The sequence below is a fragment of the Poseidonocella sedimentorum genome, assembly GCF_900116005.1.
GTDB lineage: Bacteria > Pseudomonadota > Alphaproteobacteria > Rhodobacterales > Rhodobacteraceae > Poseidonocella > Poseidonocella sedimentorum.
Genome location: NZ_FOYI01000001.1, coordinates 555,185 through 572,062 on the forward strand (window position 1 = coordinate 555,185; position 16,878 = coordinate 572,062).

A 16,878-nucleotide genomic window follows, 5' to 3' on the forward strand; every position below is an offset into this window, starting at 1 on the left:
CTCAGGCCTCCGCCGCGCGGCCCTTGAGGGCGATGATGCCCTTTGGCCGGAACTGGATGAAGAGGATGATGAAGAGGATCATGTAGGTCTGGGCCGCCAACGTGTTGGACGGGTTGAACCACTCGATGCCCTTTTGCAAAAAGCCGATGAGCCCCGCGCCAAGCAGCGTGCCCCAGATATTGCCGACGCCGCCGACGACCACGGTCATGAAGCTCTGGACGATGTAATCCTGCCCCAGCTCGGACGTCACCTTGGCATAGAGCCCGATGGCCACGCCGGCGATCCCGGCGATGCCGGAGCCGAGGCCAAAGGTCAGCATGTTGATCCGGTCGGGGTTGATCCCCATCGAGGCCGCCATGCGCGGGTTTTGCGTCACGGCGCGGACCTCAAGGCCAAGCCGCGTGCGGTTCATGACCAGCAGGAACAGCCCGAGGAACAGCAGCGCGAGCACGAAGATCGCGATGCGGATGTAGGAGATCGAGACCACGTCGTTGATCACCAGCGCGCCGCCGAGCCAATCCGGCGACGTGAGCGGGCGGGCCTGGGTGCCGAAGATGTTCTTGGCAAGCTGCTGGAGCGCGATGGAGATGCCGAAGGTCGCGAGCAGGGTTTCCAGCGGGCGGTGGTAGAGCCAGCGCACCACGAGCCGCTCCATGGCCACGCCCGCCGCGAAGGTGACCGCGAAGGCCAGCGGCAGGGCGACGATGATCGAGAGCGTGTAGTCAGGGATGAAGAGCTGGACCACGTAGCCGGTGTAGGCGCCCATCATGATGAACTCTCCATGGGCCATGTTGATCACGCCCATGACGCCAAAGGTGATGGCGAGGCCGATGGCGGCGAGGAAGTAGATCGAGCCGAGCGAGAGCGCATCGAGCACCAGATCGATGACCTGGTTGATGGCGACGGAGCGGTCGATGGAGACGAGCGTGGCGAGGGCGGAAGCGACGACGCGCGGCTCGGCGGCGGTGTAGCGCTCGTAGAAGACATGCGCGCCGAGGATGGCGTCGATCTGGGCCAGTGTCGCGGCGGGCTCGACGGCGCCTTGGGTGACGAGCACGGCATAGGCGCGGTCGCGCGCGGCGCTGCTGTCGAGCTCTTCGAGCGGGATGCCGGCGACAGCGCCGCCGTCGATGTTGGCCTCCAGCGCGGCTTTCTGCGCGGCGGGGTCGATGAGCGGCGGCGCGAGCCCCTCCTTCACCAGCATGTCATAGGCCTCGAACCGGGTGAGCTGCGCGCTGCCGGGGGTCAGTGTGGCGGCGATGTCGGGATCTTCGGGCAGGGTCTCGGCCACGGCGCGGCGGGTGACGACAAGCGGGTTGAGCGCGGCGCGCACGTCCACGCCGAGATCGCCGGCAAAGCTCTCGATGGCGTCGATGCGCGTCGCGGTGTCCTCGGCAAAGCGGATCTGGAGGAGGCGGTGCTGCCGCTCCTTGCGGGCCTTGATCGCGGCGTCGGGCTCGTTGTCGATGGCCCGCGACAGCGCGGCGAGGTGGGAGGCCTCGGGATCGCGCGAGATCGCGTCAAGCGCCTCGATCCGCTCGGCCGCATCGGGGCTGGAGAGCTGGAACCGGACGAGCGCGGCGCCGATCATGCCGCGGATGCCGCTGTTGGGCTTGAGCTGGTCCATGGCCGATTTCGGGGCGAGCCCGGTCTCGCTGCCGTCGCCGATGTCGATGAGCCGAAGCTGCGCGGCGCCTTCTGCATCCTTGCCCGCGTCCTCGGTGTAGAAGAAGAGCCCGTCCTCCTCGCGCTGCCAAAGCTCCTTGTTCTGCCAGCGGCTGAGCAGTTCCGGCGCGGCGTCGAGCCCGCTGTCGGCGATGGCGTCGATCGCCGGGCCGATCGTGCGGCGGGAGCTTTTTTCGAGGATCTCGCGATGCTCCTGAAGGAGCGTCTGCAGGGGCGAGAGGTCTTGCGCGGATGCCAGGTTGGCAAACAGCATCGTCACGGCGACGAGCAGGGTCTTGAGGCCAAAGGTCACGGCGGCTTCCCAATAGGTCTGTCTTGGCATGACGCGCGCGCGGATCGCGCGGTGTCAGCAGGGGCCCGCCCTTGGGCGGGGGAGGAGGGGCGCGCGAACGCCCCTCCGGGTTCGGTCGTCCGGCCTCAGTAGTTCGAGGTCAGCTGGACGCAGGTCTCGGTCTCGGTGTTGTACATCCCGCAGCCGAGTTCTTTCCAATCCGACACGAGCACCGCGGATTCGGGCAGGTAGTCGGTCCATGCATCGCCCGGAACCGGATCGGTTTCGGAGATGATGTCGAACTGGCCGTCTTCGAGGATCTCGCCGATCAGCACCGGCTTGGAGAGGTGGTGGTCGGTGCCCATGACCGCCATGCCGCCGGTCAGGTTCGGGAACTCCTGGCCCCACATCGCTTCGCGCACGGCATCCACGTCGGTGGTGCCGGCCTGCTCGACAGCGTTCACCCACATGTTGAAGCCGATGTAATGCGCTTCCATCGGGTCGTTGGTGACGCGATCTTCGCCCATCAGCGCTTTCCATTCCTCGACCCAGGCGGCGTTGGCCTCGGTGTCGGCGGACTGGAAGTAGTTCCACGCTGCGAGGTGGCCGACGAGGTTGGTGGTGTCGAGGCCCGAAAGCTCTTCTTCACCCACGGAGAAGGCCACGACGGGGATGTCGTCGGCGGAAACCTCAGCGGCCGCGAGCTCCTTGTAGAAGCCGATGTTGGCATCGCCGTTGATGGTCGAGATCACGCCGACCTTCTTGCCGTCTTCGCCGAGGTTGATCACGTCCGCGACGATCGTCGCCCAGTCGGAATGGCCGAAGGGGGTGTAGTTGACGAAGATGTCCTCTTCGGCGATGCCCTTGTCCTTGAGGTAGGCTTCAAGAATGCGGTTCGTGGTGCGCGGGTAGACGTAGTCGGTCCCCAGAAGGGCGAATTTCTCGACGCCAAGCTCTTCGAGGAAGTAGTCGGTCGCGGGGATGGCCTGCTGGTTGGGGGCCGCGCCGGTGTAGAAGACGTTTTTGGAGCTTTCCTCGCCTTCATACTGAACCGGGTAGAAATAGAGCGCGTTGAGCTCTTCGAGCACGGGCAGCGCGGCCTTGCGGCTCGAGGAGGTCCAGCTGCCGAAGGTCACGGCGACGCCATCGTTGGAGATCAGCTCACGCGCCTTTTCGGCAAAGAGCGGCCAGTCGGAGGCCGGGTCCTTGATCACGGCTTCGAGCTGGCAGCCCAGAACGCCGCCTTTTTCGTTTTGCTTGTCGATGAGCATGACCATCGTGTCTTTGAGCGTGGTCTCGGAGATCGCCATCGTGCCGGAGAGCGAGTGGAGAACGCCGACCTTGATCGGGCAGTCTTGCGCCATCGCCTGACCGCCTGCGCCGAGTGCCGCGAGCGACGCGCCCATCATGAGTGTCCGAAGTTTCGACATGGTTTTCAGTCCCGTCAGTTGTGCCACGGGCGACCCGCACGTTCGGCGTACAAGCCCGCGCGGGCTTGGCCCGCACCTCCCGCAACTTATGTTGCATCTCGTGTGGTGTTGGGCGGCTTTCCGGCCCCGGCCACACGTCCGACCCCGCACACCTCTCATGCGGAGCCAGCCGGACTATTCGGCAGGTCTGGAATTGGAGGAAGGCAATCCCGAATGGCGGGCGGGGATCGCCTGCGGTGGCGGGGCGATATGCTTAAAAAATGTGCCGAAAATGGTGATGTGATTAAAAATTAGGCTTAAAATGGTATGAATTTCGGCAACCGCAGTGCTGCTTGGCGGTTTCGCAGCGGTGCGACGCGGGCGTGACGCCTCCGGGGTGGCGGCCCATGACACCCGCCTGCGGCCCCTCGTGATTTCGCCAGTCGTCCGCCCGGTGTCAGGCGCGGAGCGCGTCGCGGGTTGCCTTGGGCATGATCTGCGCCGTCACGATGGGCGCGCCGGTATCCGGATCGAAAAACGGCGTGTCGCGCCAACGATCGGAGAGATTGGCGGCGATCATGCGGGTCATCAGGCCCCAGACCAACTTGGGCATCCCCTTGTGGCGCGGTGCGCTGCCGGGCGGGCCGGGCAGGGAGGCGATGGTGCGGATCTTGCCGAGCGGGGCGGGATCGTAGAGCCGGTCCACCATCATCCCGACGAAAGCGAGCCGGGGGCGGGCCAGCGTGTTGCACAGCGCGGTGTTGCAGCAGGCCGCGTACCAGCGAAAGAGCCCGCTGGGCGAAAGGCGCAGGATGGCGAGATTCGCCTGACCTTGTGTGAAGCGCACGCGGTCCGGCGACATCTGGAACAGCGCGACGGCGCCCTCGGTCAGCTCGGTCTCGAAATGCCGGGCGGCGCTTCGGCAATCGCCGCAATGGCAGCGCAGATGGGTGCCCGCGCGCGGCGAGATCGCGGTGAGCTGCCCCGCCACCGCACCGCAGCGGCAGGAAAACCCGACATCGCGCCCGCCGCGCACGGCCATGCTCAGGCGGCCGACTTCTTGGTGGGCTTGCCAGCAGGTTTGTTCGCGGCCTTGCTGTCGGCCTTTTGGCCGGTCTCGCTGATGACGCGTGGCGCGCCGGCGTTGGCGTCGATGAACTCGAGCACAAGGGGGCGGATGTTGTTGCGCCAGCTGCGGCCGGCGAAAATTCCGTAATGGCCCGCGCCTTCTTCGAGGTGGCTCGCCTTCTTCTCGGCCGGCAGTCCGGTGCAGAGGTCGAGCGCGGCCACGCATTGCCCGGGGGCGGAGATATCATCCTTGGAGCCTTCGACGGTCTTGACCGCGACCGAGGTGATCGCGCCGATGTCGACCGGAACGCCGTCGACCACGAAGCGGTTCTCGGCGATTTCGCGCCCCTTGAAGATGCGCTCGACGGTGGAGAGGTAGAATTCGGCCGGCATGTCCATCACCGCGAGGTACTCATCATAGAAGCGGTTGTGCTTGTCGTGATCGGCGGCCTCGCCGCGGGCAACGCGCAGGATCTGATCGGTGAAGGCGGTGCTGTGGGTCTCGGCGTTCATCGAGATGAAGGAGGCAAGCTGCAGGAGCCCCGGATAGACCAGCCGCCCGACGCCCTTATACTTGTAGCCCACGCGCTGGATCATCGTGCCCTCAAGCTGGCCCATGGTGACGCGGCGGCCGAAATCCGTCACGTCCGTCGGCGTCGCGTCGGGATCGATCGGCCCGCCGATGAGCGTGAGCGAGCGCGGCTGCGCCGTGGGGTCTTCCTGGGCGAGATAGGCCGTGGCGGCGAGGGTCAGCGGCGCGGGCTGGCAGACGGCGATCACATGGGTGTCGGGGCCCAGATGGCGCAGAAAATCGACGAGGTAGAGCGTGTAGTCCTCGATGTCGAACTTGCCTTCGGAGACGGGAATGTCGCGCGCGTTGTGCCAATCCGTGACGTAGATCTCGCAATCGGGCAGAAGCGAGGTCACGGTGGAGCGCAACAGCGTCGCGTAATGGCCCGACATGGGGGCCACGAGCAGCACCCGGCGCGGCTTGGGATCGCGGCCCAGCACCTTGAAGTGGATGAGATCGCCGAAGGGTTGTTCAAGCTCGGTCTCGACGGTGACGAGGTGGTCCTTGCCATCTTCGCAGGTGAAGGAGTGAATGCCCCAATCGGGCTTGGCGACCATCCGCTCAAAACTGCGCTCGGTGACCTCGCCCCAGGCCTCGAGCCACTTGATCGCCGGATGCGGCACCATGGCAACCGCGGGGTAGGAGGCCATTGTCTTGGCTGTTGCGCCGAGCCATTGATTGGTGTTGCGCATCGTTTCCATGAGGTCATAAGTTGCCATGTATTTCATGGAAAACTCCTTTATAGTTGCACGGGATAGCCCGCGTACACGTACGGGGGAGAGCCCATAGGGGCGCGGCGTTTCCAGTGGATGGACGGGAATGCTGCAGCTGCGAGAATAGGGGGAAAACGCATTTATGACAACGATAAGTGACAAAGAGGGTGAAGCATTGGCCCGCCTCAACGAAAATCTCGCCAAGATGGAAACCCTGTCGCAGCGGCTCGTTGCTGCACTTGCAAAGCACCAGCCCTCCGATCCGGCGCTCTCGGGGCCGGAGCAGGATCTCTTTGTGCGGGCGGGTCAGGCCTATTGGCAGGAGGCGATGCTCCACCCTGCGCGGCTCATCGAGCAACAGTTCGACTACTGGGGCCGCACGCTGCGGCACTACGTCGAGGCGCAACAGGCCTTTCTGTCGGGGACCCTCGCCGCGCCGGAGGATCCCGGGCCGAACGATCCGCGCTTTGCCAACCCGCTGTGGCAGTCCAACCCCTATTTCAACTTCGTCAAGCAGCAGTACCAGCGCAATGCCGAGGCCATCGAACAGGCACTGGGCGCGGCCTGTGACGAGCTGGAGCCGGGTGACGCGCACCGGCTGCGCTTCTTCACCCAGCAGATCATCGACATGATGAGCCCGACCAACTTCCTCGGGACCAACCCCGATGCGCTGGAGCGAGCGGTGGAGACCGATGGCGAGAGCCTGGTGAAGGGGCTGGAGAACCTGATCTCCGATCTGGAGGCCAATAACGGCGATTTCGCCGTGCGGCTCGCCGATGAGAGCGCTTTCGAGGTGGGCGGAAATATCGCGACGACGCCGGGCGAGGTGGTGTTTCGCAACCATCTCTTCGAGCTGATCCAATACGCCCCGGCGACCGAGCAGGTCCAAGAGACGCCCGTCATCCTCTTCCCGCCCTGGATCAACAAGTTCTACATTCTTGACCTCAAGGAAAAGAACAGCCTGATCCGTTGGATCACCGAACAGGGCTTCACGCTCTTCCTCGTGAGCTGGGTCAATCCCGATGCAAGCTATCGCGACATCGGGCTCGCCGATTATGTCGAGGACGGGTATCTGACCGCGATCCGCGAGGCGCGCGCGATTTGCGGCACGGAGCAGGTCAACGCGGTGGGCTATTGCATCGCCGGGACGACGCTGTCGCTCACGCTGGCGCTGCTCAAGGCGCGCGGGGAAACGCCGGTGCGCTCGGCCACCCTCTTCACGACGCTGACCGATTTCTCCGATCAGGGCGAGTTCCAGCCCTTCCTGCAGAACGATTTCGTCGACGGGATCGGGGCCGAAGTCGAACGCGAGGGGATCTTGAAATCCAGCATCATGTCGCGGACGTTTTCCTTCCTCCGGGCGGGCGATCTCATCTACCGGCCCGCGATCCGCAGCTACATGATGGGCGAGACGCCCCCGGCCTTCGATCTGCTGTTCTGGAATGGCGACGGGACGAACCTTCCGGCGAAAATGACGATGGATTACCTGCGCGGCCTCTGCCAGCAGGACCGCTTTGCCCAGGACGGGTTTGAGCTGCTGGGCCACCGGCTGCGGCTGCGCGATCTGGATGTGCCGGTCTGCGCGATCGCCTGCGAGACCGATCACATCGCCGCCTGGGCCGACAGCTATCGCGGCGTCTGTGCGATGGGCGCGCGCTCCAAGACCTTCATCCTGTCGCAGTCGGGCCATATCGCGGGGATCGTGAACCCGCCCTCCAAGAAGAAATACGGCCACTACACCAACGGCGACATGTCGCTCAGCGCCGAGGATTGGCGCGCGACCGCCGAGTTCCACGAGGGTTCGTGGTGGCCCCGCTGGGGCACCTGGCTCAAGCGGCGCTCAGGCAAGAAAATCCCCGCGCGCACCCCTGGCGATTCGGCCCATCCCTCGCTCGGCCCCGCGCCGGGAACCTATGTGAAACGGGTGCGCCCCGCCTAAAGCTGCCCGCCGTCTGCGCCTCTCGGGTGAGGGGTGCGGCCGCGCCTCCGTACAATTTTGAAGCGATACAATGCCTTAGCGGCAGGAGGTCTTGCCGCTAGGTCACGCTGCAACGCAGCAAAAGTCTTTACGTCATAAAAAACAGCCTCATCAGAACAAAAAACTCTTGAATTGCCGCAATGCAGCATGCATATGGGATGCAGACGCAGAAACGGCCCGGGACGAAAGCGGGCTCCTCCCAATTGAAAGAGTGTCACCATGGCTACCAAGCAAACCCAAGATTTCACCGCCATCTTCAAAGACATGATGGGCGCATTCCCGATCGACACCAAGGCGATGACCGACGTGTTCCAAAGCTCCACGACCCTGAATGAAAAACTGTCGGGCGTTGTTCTGGAAGCTGCTGAAAAATCCACCGAGATCTCCTCGGCATGGACCAAGGACACTCTGGGCCGTCTGTCGGACATGTCCAAAGCGAAAGCCGAGCCCGCCGACTACGCCAAGGCGATGACCGATTTCGCCTCCGCCACCGCGGAAGTTGCGTCCGAGCACATGGCCGCCTTCGCTGAAGTTGCCAAGAAAGTGCAGATGGAAACCGTCGAGCTGATGATGGCTGCTGGCAAGGACTTCTCCGAAGACGCCGCTGCTGCCGTTCAGAAAGCGACCAAAGACGTGTCGACCGCTGCCAAGAAAGCGGCCAACGCCAAGTAAGCCGCAGGCAAGATCACGCCGGTACTTTCCTCCCAGTTTTTTCGCCGGTGTGTTTTCTGGGCGGGCCTTCGGGTCCGCCCAATTTTGTTTCAGAGTGATTTTTTTCAAAGTGCCGCGCGCGGGGCAGGGTCCTCGCGCGCGGTTTGTGTTTGAGGAGGGTGCCGGACAGCGCCCACCCGATCAGCGCCAGCGGCGCAGCAGGCCAAACCCGCCCAGACCGGCAAGCAGAAGCGGCAGGCCCGCGGGCAGGGGCACAGGCGCGGCTGCGATGAGCGCTGCGGCCTCGGAGGCGGTGTAGCGCGCGCCGCCGATGACGACCGTGCCGAAGTTGAGGAAGGTGCCCGACAGCAGATCGCCGCCCGACAGGAAGGATAGCTCCAGCCGGTTCCCGCTCAGGCGCGCGCTTTCGAAGGCGGCGAGACCTGCGCCGAAGCTCAGCGTGTTGCTGCCCGTGCCGCCGTCGAAGATCCCGGTGCCCAGAAGGCCCGAGGTGATCGTCATGATCCCCAGCTCATCGTCGCCGCCGCCGAAGATCACGTCGCCGTAGACTTCGCTGCCGCCGTCCAATTCAAGGCTGCTGTCGCCCATGCCGGCCGCGAGCGCGATCGCGGTGCCGCCGCGCCCGTTGAGGATGCCGCGGTTGGTGACAAAGAGCGAGGAGACCGCCGCCGGATCGGTGTTGATCGCCTTGGGCCCCTCGATGGTGCCGTCGTTGATGATGGTGAGCGAGGTCGGCGCGCGCAGGGCGGAGACGCCGTCGTCATAGACCTCGTCGATGTCGATCCCGCCGTTGTCGTTGGCATCCGGCGCGGTGGATTTGATGAGCCCGCCCGCGTGGTTGACGATCAAGCCCTCATCGACGTCGATCCCGTCATCCGAGCCGATGATCTGGCCGAAATTCTGGACCTCGCCGCCCGCGAACTGGACCGCGTCCTCGTCTTCGATGCTGTCGTCGATCAATCGGATCGTGCCGCTGTTTTCGAGATAGAAATCGCCGCGCGCCTCGATCACCTCTTCGCCGCCGATGATCTCGCCGGTGTTGAACACGCTCGCGCCAAAGGAACGCAGCTGCAGCGCGCGGCCTTCGGTGGATGTGATCGTACCGGCGTTGGAGACGAAGGCATTGGGGCTGTCGGTGCCGGCGCGGATCGCCTGGCGCCGGGCCGAGATCGTTGCGCCGGCTGCGTTGAGGACGGTCAGGTCCGATCCGCCGTCCATCTCGATGCCGCGATCCCCGCTCGAAATCGTGCCGTCGTTGACGATGGTGACGATGTCGCCCTCGCCGAGGATGGCGTGGCCACCGTTGGAGGTATTGGTCTGGGTAATCGTGCCGCTGTTGACAACCGAGACAGCGTCGCCGGTCAGCGCGACGGCGGGCACATCCTCGTCATCGCTCTCGATCGACGCGCCGATGGCAACGATGACCTGAACCGCATCCGTGCCCGAGCTGACCGGGCCGCTGCCGGGCGCGAGGCAGGCGATGTCGGTGCCGAGGCTGGTACAGGTGGCGGCCTGGGCCGTGAGCGGCGCGAGCGCGAGCAGGCTCAGCGCGGTGCCGGCGAGTAATCTGGAATGCGTCATCTGTAGATGTCCCCCATCTGTGGTAGTTTGGTCCAGCGTCGCGCCCGGTGAGGGCGGCGACTGCTGCAGCGCTTCTGCATGGGAGACTTGACGCTTTTATGACAAGTTTGATCAAACACGCCGCGCCATGCGCCCCGTGCATAGTGCTTTCCTTTTGCGCAAGCCTGTCCTAGGCTTCGCTGCACTGCTGCATACTTGGGAGGTCGCGTATGTCTGCCACTGAAAAGCCCCTGCTCATCAAGCGCTATGCCAGTCGCCGTCTCTACAATACCGAGACCAGCGATTACGTGACGCTCGATGACATCGCCGGGTTCATCCGGGAAGGGCGCGAGGTGCAGATCGTTGACCTTAAGTCAGGCGATGACCTCACGCGGCAATACCTGCTTCAGATCATCGCCGAGCATGAGAGCCGGGGCGAAAATGTCCTTCCGATCAACGTGCTGAACGATCTCGTGCGCAGCTATTCGAGCCAGGCGACCTCGATGGTCCCGCAGTTCCTCGCGGCGAGTTTCGAAATGCTGCGCGACGGGCAGAGCAAGATGGTCGAGAACATCACCTCGATCAATCCGATGGCCCAGATGCCCGGATTCGACGCGCTCAAGGCTCAGCAGGAAGCCTTCCTCAAGGCCATGACCGGCGGCGTCATGCCCGGCGGCATGAGCGGGCCCGCCCGGGAGGACGAGGCGCCTTCGGGCGAGAACCTCGATGATATCCGCAAGGAGCTCGCCGAGCTGCAGCAAAAGCTCTCCAAGCTTTCCAAGTAGCGGTCAGGTGCCATAGGCGGGCGCGCGGCCGGGGGCCGGCGCGCAGACCGCCTTCGCCGCCTCGATGAGCGCGCGGGCGATCCCGGTGATCTCGCCCAGCGTGAGCGCGGGTGGCAGGCGCAGATCGCACGCGCGCGCGAGCATCGCTTCGGTCTGGGGCAGCACCGGCGTCTGGCCGAGGAACTGCCAGTTCCAGAAGGCGCGCGCGTTGTCGGTGGCCCGGCCGAAGACCTGCACCGAGACGCCCCGCTGTGACGCTTCCGCTACGAACCCGTCGATCTGCTCGGGGCTCATGCCGCTGAGGTTGAACTGCATGGAATCCGGCGCGCGGATCTCCTTGGCCAGTGGCTGCGGCACGTTGAACCACGGGCTCGCCGCGAGCAGCTCCGCGAGCCGGTCGTATTTCGCGCGCCCCGCCGCCACCCGGCGCGGGATGTCGTCGAGCTGGGCACGGATCACCGCGGCCGAGAGGTTCGACAGGCGCAGGTTGAAGAGCGGCAGGCGGTTTTGCCAGCGGGTGAAGGCCGCGCGCAGTGCCACGTCGTGGTCCGCGAGGTGCTGTGCCCAGGTGTGCTCATAGGCGCCGGACATGATCACCGCGCGGGCGAAGAGGTCGGGATCGTCGGTCACGAGCATCCCGCCCTCGCCACCGTTCACCAGCTTGTAGGATTGGAAGCTGAACGCGCCGATCACGCCCATGCTGCCCGCCGGGCGGCCATCCCAGCTTGCGCCAAGCGCGTGGGCCGCGTCTTCGATGAGCGGCACCTGATGGGCCTCGCACAGCGCCGTCAGCCGGTCCATGTCGGAAATATGGCCGCGCATGTGGCTCACGAGGACCGCATCGACCCCGCCCCTCAACTGGCGCTCCACGTCATCCATATCGAGCCGGTAATCTGCGCCGACCTCGGCCAGAACCGGCGTCGCGCGGGCATGGATCACCGAAGAGGGCACCGCCGCGAAGGTGAAGCCCGGGATCAGGACCCGCGCGTCGCGGGGCAGGTCGAGCGCTTCGAGCGACAGGAACAGCGCAGCCGAGCAGGAGGAGACGGCGAGCGCGTAGCGCCGGCCGAGCAGGGCGGCAAAGGCCTCCTCCAGCCGGGCGACCGGCGCGTTGGCCGGATCGGCGTAGCGAAAGAGATCCCCGCTTTCAAAGAGGCGGTCGACCTCGGCGCGGGCGTGCGCCGGGATGGGTTCGGCGGTCGGGGTGCGGCTCGGGGTCATTAGTTTCCACTTTTTGAAATCGAATCTTTCGCTTTTCTAAATATACTATGTAACGGCATCACGAAACTGCCGTGGAGCGCGCGGAAAAATCTAGGGGGGCGTGTCAGAGCCCGAGCCGGTCGCGCAGGGCGTACCAGCTCATGGCGAGCGCAAGCAGCGGGCTGCGCAGCGCGCCGCCGCCGGGGAAGGGCGCGATGGGCACCGCCGCCATGGCATCGAAGCCTCGGGTGTCGCCGTGGATCGCATCGGCCAGGATCTGGCCTGCGTGGGTCGCGGTCCCGACCCCGTGGCCGGAATAGCCAGACGCGTTCCACAGGCCCGGCGCGGGGCGGGCAAAGAGCGGCATGCGCGCGCGGGTGATAGCGAGGGTCCCGCCCCAGGCATGATCGATCTTCACGTCGGCAAGATGCGGAAAGACCCGGGCCATCGGCTTGCGCACCAGCGCGGCGATGTCGGCGGGGAAGCGGTAGCCATAGCTCTCGCCGCCGCCGAAAAGCAGCCGCTTGTCATGGCTGAGGCGAAAGTAGTTCACCACGAAGCGCGAATCCGCGACCGCCACGTCCCGGGTCAGCACCTCCGCCGCGCGTTGCCCGAGCGGCTCCGTCGCGACGATGAAGTTGTTGATCGGCATGACGCGGGCGGCGACGGCGGGCTGGAGCCCGCCAAGATAGCCGTTGCAGGCGAGGATCACGTGATCGGCGGTGATGCTGGCGTGCTCGGTGCGGATCTCGGTCCGGTTTCCGGAGCGGGGCCCGGGGCGCAGCGCGGTCACCGGGCTTGCCTCGTGGATCACGGCGCCGGCGGCTTCGGCGGCGCGGGCGAGCCCCTGGGCGAAGCGCAGCGGGTGCAGGTGGGCCGCGCCCATGTCGAGGATCCCGCCGCGATAGTCCGGCGAGGGACAGAGCGCGCGGCAGGCGGCGGCGTCCAGCGCCTCGATCTCGTCATAGCCGTAGCCCCGGGACAGATGCGCGGCGTATCGGTGCAGATCGCGCACATCGCCCTCCGAAGAGGCCGTCCAGGCGACGCCGTCGCGCAGGTAGCAGTCGATCCCGTGGCGTGCGATGAGATCGCGCACCAGCGCCTTGGCGTCCTCACCCATCTCCCACAACAGGCGCGCCGCATCTTGGCCGACGCGCTTTTCGAGGGTGTCTTGCGTCTGGCGCTGGCCCGAGCCGAGCTGGCCGCCGTTGCGCCCCGAGGCGCCGAAGCCGGCGCGATGGGCCTCCAGCACCACGACGCGCACGCCCCGTTCGGCCAGATGCAGCGCCGCCGACAGCCCGGTGTAGCCCGCGCCCACGATCACCACATCGGCGCGGCTCTCGCCCTCGGCGCGGGCCCGGAGCGGCCCGGCGTCCGCCGTCGCGGCGTACCATGAGGCGGGATAGGCGCCGGGCTTGTCGTTGGCGTAAAGCAGGTCCATCGGGCGGCTCAGACGTTGAGGAGCAGGTGCTCGCGCTCCCAGGGGGAAATCACCTGCAGGAACTCCTCGTATTCGGTCCGCTTCATGATCGAATAGACCCGCGCGAAATCGCGCCCCAGAACCTCGTGCAGAGCATCGGCCTCCTCGAAGAGATCGAGCGCCTGACCGAGCACTTCGGGCACATCCGGCTCGCCTTCATAGGCGTCACCCTCGAACACGGGGCGCGGCGTGATCCCGTTCACCATCCCCAGATATCCGCAGGCGAGCGAGGCGGCGAAGCCGAGGTAGGGGTTGCAATCCATCCCCGCGACGCGGTTCTCCACCCGGCGGCTTTCCGGCCCCGAGAGCGGCACGCGGATGCCGGTGGTCCGGTTGTCGCGGCCCCACTCGAGATTGATGGGCGCGGCGTGGTCGCGCACGTAGCGGCGGTAGCTGTTGACGTAGGGCGCCTGCATCGCGACGGCGGAGGGCAGGTGGGACTGGAGCCCGCCGATGAAATGCATGAAGGCGGCGGTCTCGGCGCCATCGGCGTCCGAAAAGAGGTTCTGGCCGGTCTTGCGGTCCAGCACCGAGTGATGAATGTGCATCGCGCTGCCCGGCTCATGGGCGATCGGCTTGGCCATGAAGGTCGCGAAACAGTCGTGGCGCAGCGCGGCCTCGCGGATCAGCCGCTTGAAATAGAACACCTCGTCGGCAAGCTTGACCGGATTGCCATGGCGCAGGTTGATTTCAAGCTGGCCCGCGCCGCCTTCCTGGGTGATGCCGTCGATCTCGAAGCCCTGGGCCTCGGCGAAATCGTAGATGTCGTCGATCACCGGGCCGAACTCGTCCACCGCGGTCATCGAATAGGCCTGTCGCGCGGCGGCGGGGCGGCCCGAGCGGCCGACCATCGGCTTGATGTCCTGCGCCGGATCGAGGTTGCGGGCGATGAGGAAGAACTCCATCTCCGGCGCGACGACCGGTGTCCAGCCGCGCGCCTCGTAGAGCCCGACCACGCGTTTGAGCACGTTGCGCGGCGAGAAGGGGACCGGCGTGCCGTCTCGGTCGAAGGCATCGTGGATCACCTGAAGCGTCCAGTCCCCGGTCCAGGGCGCGGCGCTCGCGGTGGTCATGTCGGGGCGCAGGATCATGTCCCGTTCGAGAAAGCCCTGGGCCCCGGCGGCGTCGGACCATGTGCCGGTGATGGTCTGGTAGAAGATACTGTCGGGCAGGTGGAAATAGTCCTGCCGCGCGAATTTGGAGGCGGGGACGGCCTTGCCGCGGGCGATCCCGGGGATGTCGGAGATGATGCACTCGACCTCGTCGAGACGCCGCCCCTCCAGATAGGCCTTGGCCTTGGGGGGAAGATCGTCGGTCCAGTGGTCGCTGCTGTCGCGGCTCATGTCCGGGCCTCCCCGCGCAGGACCGCGCCCATGTGGGCGGCCACGAAGGGCGCATCGGTGGGCGCGTCGAGGCTCTCTTCGGCAACCTGCAGAAGATCGGCCGGGACCACGTTCGGCCCGCGCAGCTCGATCAGCCCGCGCAGCATCCGCGGCCCGTATTCCGGGTGGGGCTGGAGGCTGAAGATCCGCGGGCCATACTGTAGCGCGGCGTAGCGGCAGAAGGGGCTGGAGCCCACCACCTCGGCGCCCTCGGGCAGGGCCGTGATCTGATCCTGATGCCAGGCATTGAGCGCGATCGCCTCGCCCAGAAGCGTGTAGCCGTGGCGCCCGACGGCCCAGCCACGGGCGTATTTCTCGACCTTTCCGCCAAGCGCCTGGGCGATGATCTGATGGCCGAAGCAGATCCCGACCAGCGGCTTTTGCGCCGCCACGATCTCACGGATCAGCGCCTCCAGCCGGGCGATCCAGGGCAGCGGGTCATAGGCGCCGTGGCGCGAGCCGGTAATGAGCCAGCCCTCGGCCGCATCCGCGCTGTCGGGGAACGCGTCGTCGACGACGTTGAAGGTCGAGAAGGTGAAGCCCTGTCCGGAGAGGAGCTCCTGACATTGTTCGGCGTAGTCGCCGGTTTCAGGCTCAAGCTCGCGCGGGGCGTGGCCAGCCTGAAGAATACCGATATGCATGTGTCACCTGAGGGTCTTGACTGCGCGGAGGCTAGACCGTGGCGGGGCGCGCGGCAAGGCCCGTCACGGGGGGAGGAGACGGGCCGGTCAGACCGTCTCCAGCAGGTAGGTCCAGTGCCGCTCGGCGGGGACACCGGCGAAGAGCGCGAGCTCCTGGCGCTTGGTCATCGCGAGGTTGGCGATGAGCTCGGCTGGGAAGATCCGCGCCATGACAGGATCGCTCTCGAAGCCCGCGATCGCGCTCTCCCAGTCGGCGGCGAGGCCGGGCAGGTCAAGCTCGTAGGCGTTGCCGGTGATCGGGGCGGGCGGCGGGGCCGCGTCTTCGAGCCCGGTGAGGATCGAGCCGAGGATCACCGTGAGCAGCAGGTAGGGGTTGACGTCGCCGCCCGCGACGCGGTGTTCGATGCGCCGCGCCGAGGCCGGCCCGCCGGGAATGCGGATCGCGGCGGTGCGGTTCTCATAGGCCCAGGCCGCGCCGGTGGGGGCGTGCGCCCCGGGCACGAGGCGGGTGTAGCTGTTGGCGTGGGGGGCGAAGATGAGCGTTGCGCCGGCCATCGAGCCAAGGCAACCGGCCACCGCGTGGCGCAGCGCCTCGGTGCCCTGGGGGGCGCCATCGTCGAAGATGTTGCGCCCGTCGCCATCCCAGATCGAGACATGCACATGCATCCCGTTGCCGGGCTGGTCGGCGAAGGGTTTGGCCATGAAGCTCGCGGCCATGCCATGGCGCCGGGCGAGCCCGCGCACCAACACCTTGAACAGCCACGCATCATCGGCAGCGCGCAGCGCGTCCTGATGGTGGAGCGTCACTTCGAATTGCCCGAGCCCGGATTCGGAAATCGCCGCCTCGGCGGGAATGCCCATCGCGCCGGCGGCCTCGTAAAGATCGGTGAAGAAGGCATCGAAGGCGTCGAGCTGGCGCAGATCGAGCACGGCGGAGGTAGACAGGCGCCGCCCGCTGAGCGGGCTCGCGGGTGGGGCGAGGGCGGTATCGGCGTCGTCGATGAGATAGAATTCCATCTCCACAGCGGCTTGCGCCGTCAACCCGCGCGCGGCGAGGCGCGCCGAGACGCCCGCCAGCGCATGGCGCGGATCGCCCGCGAAAGGCGCGCCGTTTTCGTGGAACATCCAGAGCGGCTCCAGCGCGGTGCGCCCGCTGAGCCAGGGCATGGGCACCGGGCCCCGACCGGTCGGTTTGAGGATGCCGTCGGCGTCGCCGGTCTCGAACAGCAGAGGGCTGCCCTCGATATCGGCGCCGGTCACGTCCACGTTGAGCGCCGAGAGTGGCATCCGCAGGCCCGCGGCGATCTTGTCCGCTCCTGCGCCGGCCATGCGCTTGCCGCGCATTTGGCCGTTGAGATCGGCGGCGGCGACGCGGATCGTCGGCAGGGCGGTCAGCTCCATGACGCGGCCTCCGGGCAGCGTGCGGGGCTGTGGCGCAGCGAAAGACGGGCGGACAGGAGCG

The 16,878-nt window shown here is 66.3% G+C and carries 13 protein-coding genes; 3 read left to right on the forward strand and 10 right to left on the reverse strand.

Annotation, left to right across the window (positions count from 1 at the left end):
- Position 1: 1 nt before the first annotated feature.
- The 4 genes from urtB to phaZ all read right to left on the reverse strand — a co-directional run bounded on the left by urtB (position 2) and on the right by phaZ (position 5,733).
- Positions 2-2,008, reverse strand: coding sequence for an urea ABC transporter permease subunit UrtB (urtB, locus tag BM353_RS02605; RefSeq protein ID WP_092076288.1), 2,007 nt, complete (start codon positions 2,006-2,008; stop codon positions 2-4).
- A 95-nt stretch (positions 2,009-2,103) separates the two neighbouring features.
- Positions 2,104-3,366 (reverse strand): urea ABC transporter substrate-binding protein, encoded by a 1,263-nt coding sequence (gene urtA / locus BM353_RS02610; protein WP_245759542.1) that lies wholly within the window; start codon positions 3,364-3,366, stop codon positions 2,104-2,106.
- Between the two features lie 457 nt (positions 3,367-3,823).
- Positions 3,824-4,408 (reverse strand): DUF6151 family protein, encoded by a 585-nt coding sequence (locus BM353_RS02615; RefSeq protein WP_092076292.1) that lies wholly within the window; start codon positions 4,406-4,408, stop codon positions 3,824-3,826.
- A gap of 2 nt (positions 4,409-4,410) precedes the next feature.
- Positions 4,411-5,733: a polyhydroxyalkanoate depolymerase gene (gene phaZ / locus BM353_RS02620; RefSeq protein WP_092076294.1), complete on the reverse strand. Its 1,323-nt coding sequence runs from the start codon at positions 5,731-5,733 to the stop codon at positions 4,411-4,413.
- Between the two features lie 127 nt (positions 5,734-5,860).
- Between phaZ and phaC the strand changes: the two genes are divergently transcribed.
- Together phaC and BM353_RS02630 are read left to right on the forward strand one after the other, a co-directional pair.
- Complete coding sequence (gene phaC, locus BM353_RS02625) at positions 5,861-7,657, forward strand: class I poly(R)-hydroxyalkanoic acid synthase (protein ID WP_092076296.1); 1,797 nt, start codon at positions 5,861-5,863, stop codon at positions 7,655-7,657.
- A gap of 258 nt (positions 7,658-7,915) precedes the next feature.
- A complete protein-coding gene (locus tag BM353_RS02630; RefSeq protein WP_092076298.1) occupies positions 7,916-8,368 on the forward strand; it encodes a phasin, PhaP in 453 nt (150 codons plus the stop codon).
- Between the two features lie 180 nt (positions 8,369-8,548).
- Here the strand turns inward: BM353_RS02630 and BM353_RS02635 are convergent, their stop codons facing one another.
- Positions 8,549-9,949 carry a VPLPA-CTERM sorting domain-containing protein gene (locus BM353_RS02635; RefSeq protein WP_092076300.1) on the reverse strand — a complete coding sequence of 467 codons (1,401 nt, stop codon included), beginning with the start codon at positions 9,947-9,949 and terminating at the stop codon, positions 8,549-8,551.
- A 209-nt stretch (positions 9,950-10,158) separates the two neighbouring features.
- On the opposite strand from BM353_RS02635, the gene phaR reads away from it, so the two are divergent.
- Entirely contained in the window at positions 10,159-10,713 is a 555-nt protein-coding gene (gene phaR / locus BM353_RS02640; RefSeq protein ID WP_092076302.1) for a polyhydroxyalkanoate synthesis repressor PhaR, read from the forward strand.
- 3 nt (positions 10,714-10,716) lie between these two features.
- Here the strand turns inward: phaR and BM353_RS02645 are convergent, their stop codons facing one another.
- The 5 genes from BM353_RS02645 to BM353_RS02665 form a co-directional block, all read right to left on the reverse strand.
- Positions 10,717-11,934 carry a DegT/DnrJ/EryC1/StrS family aminotransferase gene (locus tag BM353_RS02645; RefSeq protein WP_092076304.1) on the reverse strand — a complete coding sequence of 406 codons (1,218 nt, stop codon included), beginning with the start codon at positions 11,932-11,934 and terminating at the stop codon, positions 10,717-10,719.
- A 103-nt stretch (positions 11,935-12,037) separates the two neighbouring features.
- Entirely contained in the window at positions 12,038-13,354 is a 1,317-nt protein-coding gene (locus tag BM353_RS02650; protein ID WP_092076307.1) for an NAD(P)/FAD-dependent oxidoreductase, read from the reverse strand.
- Between the two features lie 8 nt (positions 13,355-13,362).
- Positions 13,363-14,736 (reverse strand): glutamine synthetase family protein, encoded by a 1,374-nt coding sequence (locus tag BM353_RS02655; protein ID WP_092076309.1) that lies wholly within the window; start codon positions 14,734-14,736, stop codon positions 13,363-13,365.
- Positions 14,733-15,416, reverse strand: coding sequence for a type 1 glutamine amidotransferase (locus tag BM353_RS02660; RefSeq protein ID WP_092076311.1), 684 nt, complete (start codon positions 15,414-15,416; stop codon positions 14,733-14,735). The genes BM353_RS02655 and BM353_RS02660 overlap by 4 nt, the downstream gene beginning before the upstream one ends.
- Positions 15,417-15,503: 87 nt before the next feature.
- Positions 15,504-16,817 (reverse strand): glutamine synthetase family protein, encoded by a 1,314-nt coding sequence (locus BM353_RS02665; RefSeq protein WP_092076313.1) that lies wholly within the window; start codon positions 16,815-16,817, stop codon positions 15,504-15,506.
- Between the last annotated feature and the right edge of the window lie 61 nt (positions 16,818-16,878).